Below are 7,091 nucleotides of genomic sequence, written 5' to 3' on the forward strand. Positions count from 1 at the left end.
ATATACTGGCGGCCTGACGCTTGAGGAACTGACAATGACCGAACTGAAAAACGATCGTTACCTGCGCGCGCTTCAGCGCCAGCCAGTAGATATGACCCCGGTGTGGATGATGCGCCAGGCAGGCCGCTATTTACCGGAATATAAAGCGACCCGCGCGCAAGCAGGCGATTTTATGTCGCTGTGCAAAAACGCCGAGCTGGCCTGCGAAGTGACCTTACAGCCGCTGCGCCGCTACCCGCTTGATGCGGCTATTCTTTTCTCCGACATCCTCACCGTGCCAGATGCGATGGGGCTTGGCCTCTATTTCGAAGCCGGGGAAGGGCCGCGTTTTACCTCGCCCATCACCTGCAAAGCGGATGTTGATAAGCTGCCGGTGCCAGACCCGGAAAACGAGCTGGGCTACGTGATGAACGCCGTGCGCACCATTCGCCGTGAGCTGAAAGGTGAAGTGCCGCTGATCGGTTTTTCCGGTAGCCCGTGGACACTGGCGACTTATATGGTGGAAGGCGGCAGCAGCAAAGCGTTTACCCTGATTAAAAAAATGATGTACGCCGAGCCGCACACGCTGCATGCGCTACTGGATAAGCTGGCGCAGAGCGTCACGCTGTATCTCAACGCGCAGATCCGCGCGGGCGCACAGTCAGTGATGATTTTCGACACCTGGGGCGGTGTGTTGACCGGGCGCGATTATCAGCAATTCTCGCTCTACTACATGCATAAAATTGTCGATGGTTTGCTGCGTGAAAACGAAGGCCGCCGCGTGCCGGTGACGTTATTCACCAAAGGCGGCGGGCAGTGGCTGGAAGCGATGGCAGAAACAGGCTGTGATGCGCTGGGCCTCGACTGGACAACCGATATTGCCGATGCACGCCGTCGCGTTGGTCATAAAGTTGCGCTGCAAGGCAATATGGACCCGTCTATGCTTTACGCGCCGCCTGCGCGCATTGAAGAAGAGGTCGCGACGATTCTCGCGGGCTTCGGCAAAGGCGAAGGTCATGTGTTTAACCTCGGTCACGGCATTCATCAGGATGTCCCGCCGGAACATGCAGGAGTATTTGTCGAGGCGGTGCACCGCCTGTCGGCCTCCTGGCATCAGTAAGGAGAGAGTATGGATCTCGCGTCACTACGCGCACAACAACTTGAACTGGCTTCTTCGGTGATCCGTGAGGATCGTCTGGATAAAGATCCGCCCACATTGATCGGCGGGGCCGATGTCGGTTTTGAGCAGGGTGGAGAAGTGACGCGAGCGGCGATGGTGCTGCTCTCCTGGCCTTCGCTGGAGCTGATTGAATATCAGGTGGCGCGTATCGCCACCACCATGCCTTATATCCCTGGTTTCCTTTCTTTTCGTGAATACCCGGCGCTGCTGGCGGCGTGGGAGCAGCTGTCGCAAAAACCCGATTTGCTGTTTGTCGATGGCCACGGTATTTCCCATCCGCGCCGTCTCGGTGTTGCCAGCCATTTTGGTTTGCTGGTCGATGTGCCTACTATCGGCGTGGCGAAAAAGCGGCTGTGTGGCAAGTTCGAACCGCTGGCGGACGAGCCGGGTGCGCTCTCCCCGTTGATGGATAAAGGTGAGAAGCTCGCCTGGGTGTGGCGCAGCAAGGCGCGCTGTAACCCGCTGTTTGTCACCACCGGGCATCGTGTCAGCCAGGATAGCGCGCTCGCGTGGGTGCAGCGTTGCATGAAAGGCTACCGGTTACCGGAACCGACGCGCTGGGCGGACGCGGTGGCATCCGGACGGCCCGCGTTTACGCGTTGGCAGGCAATTCAGCGCGATATCAGGTAAACTGCCGCGCATTACCGATTTTGAGAAACGATCATGTTACAAAACCCAATTCACCTGCGTCTGGAAAAGCTGGAAAGCTGGCAGCACGTCGTCTTTATGGCTTGCCTGTGCGAGCGTATGTACCCCAATTACGCCATGTTCTGCCAGCAGACAGAGTTTGGCGACGCGCAGCTTTACCGGCGGATCCTTGACCTGGTGTGGGAAACGCAGATCGTCAAAGACGCGAAAGTGAACTTCGACAGCCAACTGGAGAAACTGGAAGAGGCGATTCCGACGGCGGATGACTACGATCTGTACGGTGTTTACCCGGCCATTGATGCCTGCGTGGCGCTCAGTGAACTGATTCATTCGCGCCTGAGCGGTGAAACGCTGGAGCATGCAATCGAGGTCAGTAAAACGTCGATCACTACCGTTGCGATGCTGGAAATGACCCAGCAGGGACGTGAAATGACCGACGAAGAGCTGCGAGAAAACCCGGCTGTTGAGCAAGAATGGGATATTCAGTGGGAGATTTTCCGCCTTCTGGCAGCCTGCGAAGAACGCGATATTGAGCTGATTAAAGGGCTGCGCGCAGACCTGCGTGAGGTCGGTGAGAGCAATATCGGTATAAATTTGCAGCAATGAGACAATAAAACGTGATTTAACGCCTGTTTTGTCGTGCCTGAAGGCTTCCCTTAATACCCTCGTCTGGTCTACATTTGGGGGGCGAAAATAAGTGGCTATCGGTGCGTGTATGCAGGAGAGTGCTTTTGAGGCATTTCCGTCGCACTCGATGCTTAGCAAGCGATAAACACATTGAAAGGATAACTTATGAACAAGACTCAACTGATTGATGTAATTGCAGACAAGGCTGATCTGTCTAAAGCGCAAGCGAAAGCTGCACTGGAATCCACCCTGGCTGCCGTTACTGAGTCTCTGAAAGCAGGTGATGCGGTACAACTGGTTGGTTTCGGTACCTTCAAAGTGAACCACCGCGCTGAGCGTACTGGCCGCAACCCGCAGACCGGTAAAGAAATCAAAATCGCCGCAGCTAACGTGCCGGCATTTGTTTCTGGTAAAGCACTGAAAGACGCAGTTAAGTAAGACCGCGTGGCAGTGAACAGTTTTGTCGAAGGGGCGGTTTCGCCCCTTTTGTCATTCTGGCGTCGCCCGCTGTTGTTAGCGGGCGCAGCGCTGTTACTGATAGCCTGTAGCCATGACTCCTCCTTACCGCCTTTTACCGCCAGCGGGTTTGCCGGCGATCAGGGCGCAGTGCGGATCTGGCGTAAAGATTCAGACGGTGAGACGCACTTGCTCGCCGCATTTAGCCCGTGGCACCACGGGAATACATCGCTTAGCGAATACCGCTGGCAGGGCGATACGTTAACTCTCATTGAGCTCAATGTTTACGGTAAACCGCCGGAGCATATTCGCGTCCGTTTTGACGATCGCGGCGAGCTAAGCTTTATGCAGCGTGAGGTCGACGGGCAGAAACAGCAACTTTCCAGCGACCAGGTCGCGCTGTATCGCTACCGGGCAGAGCAGATCCGCCAGACCAGTGACGCGCTGCGTCAGGGGCGGGTGATCCTGCGTCAGGGGCGCTGGCAGGCCAACCATACGGTACAGACCTGTGAAGGGCAGACCGTGAAACCCGATCTGGATGATTACGCCTTAAACCGTATTGAGCAGCGTCAGAACCGCTCTGCGGTTGCGGTAAGCGTCGCATGGCTGGAAGCGCCGGAAGGCGCGCAGCTATTGCTGGTGGCGAATGCGGATTTCTGCCGCTGGCAGCCGACGGAAAAGAATTTCTGAAAACCCTCTCCCCGGAGGAGAGAGGGTGAAAGGGCGAGAGTTACTTGCCTTGCTCGCGCGCAATTGCGCGGTAACCAATATCCCGGCGGCTGAAGCTGCCATCCCAGTGAATATCGGTCATTAAGGCATACGCGCGCTGCTGCGCTTCGGCGACGGTGTTACCCAGCGCGGTAACGCACAGCACGCGCCCGCCGTTGGTCAGCACCTGGTCGTCGGCAGAGAGTTTGGTGCCTGCGTGGAACACTTTACCGTCAGCCACTTCTTCCAGCGGCAAACCGTGGATGACATCGCCATTGCGGTAGTTGCCCGGATAACCACCGGCTGCAACCACAACGCCCAGCGATGCGCGACTATCCCACTCTGAGGTTTTCTCATCCAGCTTGCCTTCACACGCGGCCAGGCACAGCTCCACCAGGTCAGACTGCATGCGCAGCATAATTGGCTGTGTTTCCGGATCGCCAAAGCGGCAGTTGAACTCGATAACTTTCGGGTTGCCCTGCTTATCGATCATCAGCCCGGCATACAGGAAACCGGTGTAGGTGTTGCCTTCCGCCGCCATGCCGCGCACGGTTGGCCATATGACGCGTTCCATGGTGCGCTGATGCACTTCATCCGTCACCACTGGCGCAGGCGAGTAAGCACCCATACCGCCGGTATTCGGGCCGGTATCGCCATCCCCGACGCGTTTGTGATCCTGGCTGGTGGCCATTGGCAGCACGTGTTCGCCGTCAACCATCACGATAAAGCTGGCTTCTTCGCCATCGAGAAACTCTTCAATCACAATGCGGTGGCCCGCGTCGCCAAAAGCATTGCCTGCCAGCATATCGTGAACCGCTGCTTCGGCTTCTTCGAGCGTCATGGCGACGATCACGCCTTTGCCCGCCGCCAGACCATCGGCCTTGATCACAATAGGCGCGCCTTTCTCACGCAGGTAAGCCAGCGCAGGCTCGATGTCGGTAAAATTCTGGTACTCGGCGGTCGGAATATTGTGGCGCGCGAGGAAGTCTTTGGTGAATGCTTTGGAGCCTTCCAGCTGCGCGGCACCCTGCGTTGGGCCAAAAATCTTCAGACCGGCCGCGCGAAACGCGTCGACCACGCCGATCACCAGCGGTGCTTCCGGGCCAACGATAGTCAGATCGATCTTCTCGTTCTGCGCAAAGCTCAGCAGCGCCGGGATGTCGGTTGCGCCAATCGCGACGTTTTGCAGCGTCGGTTCCAGTGCCGTACCGGCGTTACCCGGTGCGACAAAAACGGTATCAACCAGCGGTGACTGCGCGGCTTTCCATGCCAGCGCGTGTTCGCGCCCGCCGTTGCCAATTACTAATACTTTCATTGTCTGCTCCGTGGATTAATGGCGGAAGTGACGCATGTCGGTGAAAATCATCGCAATGCCGTGTTCGTCGGCGGCGGCAATGACTTCGTCATCGCGGATGGAACCGCCAGGCTGAATAACGCAGGTCACGCCAACAGCGGCGGCGGCATCAATGCCGTCGCGGAATGGGAAGAACGCGTCAGAAGCCATGGCGGAACCTTTCACTTCCAGCCCTTCGTCACCGGCTTTGATCCCGGCGATTTTCGCCGAGTAGACGCGGCTCATCTGGCCTGCGCCAATGCCGATGGTCATGTTTTCTTTCGCGTAGACAATGGCGTTGGATTTGACGAATTTCGCCACTTTCCAGCAGAACAGCGCATCACGCAGCTCCTGCTCGGTCGGTTGGCGTTTGCTGACAACGCGCAGTTCACTTGCGCTTACCATGCCGAGATCTCTGTCCTGAACCAGCAGACCGCCGTTGACGCGTTTGAAATCGAGTCCCGGAACACGCTGCGTCCACTCGCCGCAGACCAGTACGCGGACATTCTGCTTAGCGGCGGTAATTTTCAGCGCCTCTTCGCTGGCGGACGGGGCGATGATCACTTCAACAAACTGGCGAGAAATGATCGCCTGGGCGGTTTCAGCGTCCAGCTCACGGTTAAAAGCGATGATGCCGCCGAATGCGGAGGTTGGATCGGTTTTATAAGCGCGATCGTAAGCCTCCAGAATTGAACCACTAACCGCGACGCCGCAAGGATTGGCGTGTTTCACAATCACACACGCCGGTTCGCTGAACTCTTTCACGCACTCCAGCGCCGCATCGGTGTCGGCAATATTGTTATAGGAGAGCGCTTTGCCTTGCAGCTGCTGCGCGGTGGCAACGGAAGCCTCTTTGATCTCTTCTTCTATATAGAAGGCGGCTTGCTGGTGGCTGTTTTCGCCGTAGCGCATATCCTGCTTCTTAATGAAGTTCAGATTCAGGGTACGCGGGAAGCGACCGGCGGGTTCTTTGCTTTCGCCGTGATAGGCCGGAACCAGGCTGCCGAAGTAGTTGGCAATCATGCTGTCGTACGCAGCGGTGTGTTCAAACGCTTTAATCGCCAGGTCGAAACGGGTGGCAAGCAGAAGTGAACCTTCGTTGGCATCCATTTCATTAATAATGGCGGTGTAGTCGCTGCTCTTTACAACGATAGCGACATCTTTATGGTTCTTCGCGGCGGAGCGCACCATAGTCGGACCGCCGATATCAATATTCTCTACCGCATCTTCCAGTGAGCAACCTTCACGCGCGACGGTCTCGGCGAATGGATAAAGGTTAACGACCACCATATCGATCGGCGCAATTGCGTGTTCTGCCATGATTGCGTCATCCTGCCCGCGACGACCCAGAATGCCGCCGTGTACTTTTGGATGCAGGGTTTTCACGCGTCCATCCATCATTTCCGGAAAACCGGTGTAGTCGGAAACTTCAGTCACTGGCAGACCTTTTTCCGCCAGCAGACGCGCGGTGCCGCCGGTAGAGAGCAGTTCTACGCCACGCTGAGAGAGCGCCTGTGCGAATTCGACAATACCGGCCTTGTCAGAAACACTGAGCAAAGCGCGGCGGACTGGACGACGTTGTTGCATGGTAAATCCCCTGGATTTGTCTTTAACAGAGAGCGTTAGCTAAATATTAGGATCTTTATTGATCCTAAAACTTAGCTAATGCCCCAGCGAGGGCTCATGTTTTTTGCGCGGGCATTGTAACGAAAACGTTTGCGTAGCGCTCGCGAATTTTTGTACTTTTGCCAGATTGTGGATAAGTCTGTGCGTAAATGGGTATAAAGGCGGGTTTTGCTGTGGAATGCAGCAGTCAGTCATTTTTATGTCATTTTTCTATTGCGGGGGGCGGAGAACTCCCTATAATGCGCCTCCATCGACACGGCGGATGTGAATCACTTCACACAAACAGCCGGTTCGGTTGAAGAGAAAAAATCCTGAAAATCAGGGTTGACTCTGAAAGAGGAAAGCGTAATATACGCCACCTCGCGACAGAGCGCTAAAGCGCGTCGCACCTGCTCTTTAACAATTTATCAGACAATCTGTGTGGGCACTCAGGGTGACATGGATTCTTGACGTCGCAAGACGAAAAATGAATACCAAGTCTCAACGAGTGAACACGTAATTCATTACGAAGTTTAATTCATTGAGCATCAAACT

The 7,091-nt window shown here is 55.9% G+C and carries 7 protein-coding genes; 5 read left to right on the forward strand and 2 right to left on the reverse strand.

Annotated features, from left to right (window positions below; genetic code table 11):
• Positions 1-34: 34 nt before the first annotated feature.
• The 5 genes from hemE to DFO56_RS24000 all read left to right on the forward strand — a co-directional run bounded on the left by hemE (position 35) and on the right by DFO56_RS24000 (position 3,580).
• A complete protein-coding gene (hemE, locus tag DFO56_RS23980) occupies positions 35-1,099 on the forward strand; it encodes a uroporphyrinogen decarboxylase (protein ID WP_086868583.1) in 1,065 nt (354 codons plus the stop codon).
• A 9-nt stretch (positions 1,100-1,108) separates the two neighbouring features.
• A complete protein-coding gene (gene nfi, locus DFO56_RS23985; protein WP_045514730.1) occupies positions 1,109-1,789 on the forward strand; it encodes a deoxyribonuclease V in 681 nt (226 codons plus the stop codon).
• Between the two features lie 33 nt (positions 1,790-1,822).
• Entirely contained in the window at positions 1,823-2,413 is a 591-nt protein-coding gene (locus DFO56_RS23990) for a YjaG family protein (protein WP_045514727.1), read from the forward strand.
• A gap of 186 nt (positions 2,414-2,599) precedes the next feature.
• Positions 2,600-2,872: a nucleoid-associated protein HU-alpha gene (hupA, locus tag DFO56_RS23995; protein ID WP_017460010.1), complete on the forward strand. Its 273-nt coding sequence runs from the start codon at positions 2,600-2,602 to the stop codon at positions 2,870-2,872.
• A gap of 12 nt (positions 2,873-2,884) precedes the next feature.
• Positions 2,885-3,580 (forward strand): DUF1481 domain-containing protein, encoded by a 696-nt coding sequence (locus DFO56_RS24000; RefSeq protein ID WP_199496506.1) that lies wholly within the window; start codon positions 2,885-2,887, stop codon positions 3,578-3,580.
• A 40-nt stretch (positions 3,581-3,620) separates the two neighbouring features.
• Here the strand turns inward: DFO56_RS24000 and purD are convergent, their stop codons facing one another.
• The gene (gene purD, locus DFO56_RS24005) at positions 3,621-4,913 is read right to left on the reverse strand and encodes a phosphoribosylamine--glycine ligase (RefSeq protein ID WP_045514721.1); all 1,293 of its coding nucleotides are present in this window, start codon (positions 4,911-4,913) and stop codon (positions 3,621-3,623) included.
• 15 nt (positions 4,914-4,928) lie between these two features.
• Entirely contained in the window at positions 4,929-6,518 is a 1,590-nt protein-coding gene (gene purH / locus DFO56_RS24010) for a bifunctional phosphoribosylaminoimidazolecarboxamide formyltransferase/IMP cyclohydrolase (RefSeq protein WP_045514719.1), read from the reverse strand.
• Between the last annotated feature and the right edge of the window lie 573 nt (positions 6,519-7,091).

Source organism: Kosakonia sp. AG348 (assembly GCF_003337365.1).
Lineage (GTDB): Bacteria > Pseudomonadota > Gammaproteobacteria > Enterobacterales > Enterobacteriaceae > Kosakonia.

What these genes read in the sequence shown, in the direction of transcription:
- hemE (WP_086868583.1), top strand. Translation starts at nt 35, where the DNA reads ATGACCGAACTGAAAAACGATCGTTACCTGCGCGCGCTTCAGCGCCAG.
- nfi (WP_045514730.1), top strand. Translation starts at nt 1,109, where the DNA reads ATGGATCTCGCGTCACTACGCGCACAACAACTTGAACTGGCTTCTTCG.
- DFO56_RS23990 (WP_045514727.1), top strand. Translation starts at nt 1,823, where the DNA reads ATGTTACAAAACCCAATTCACCTGCGTCTGGAAAAGCTGGAAAGCTGG.
- hupA (WP_017460010.1), top strand. Translation starts at nt 2,600, where the DNA reads ATGAACAAGACTCAACTGATTGATGTAATTGCAGACAAGGCTGATCTG.
- purD (WP_045514721.1), bottom strand. Translation starts at nt 4,913, where the DNA reads ATGAAAGTATTAGTAATTGGCAACGGCGGGCGCGAACACGCGCTGGCA.
- purH (WP_045514719.1), bottom strand. Translation starts at nt 6,518, where the DNA reads ATGCAACAACGTCGTCCAGTCCGCCGCGCTTTGCTCAGTGTTTCTGAC.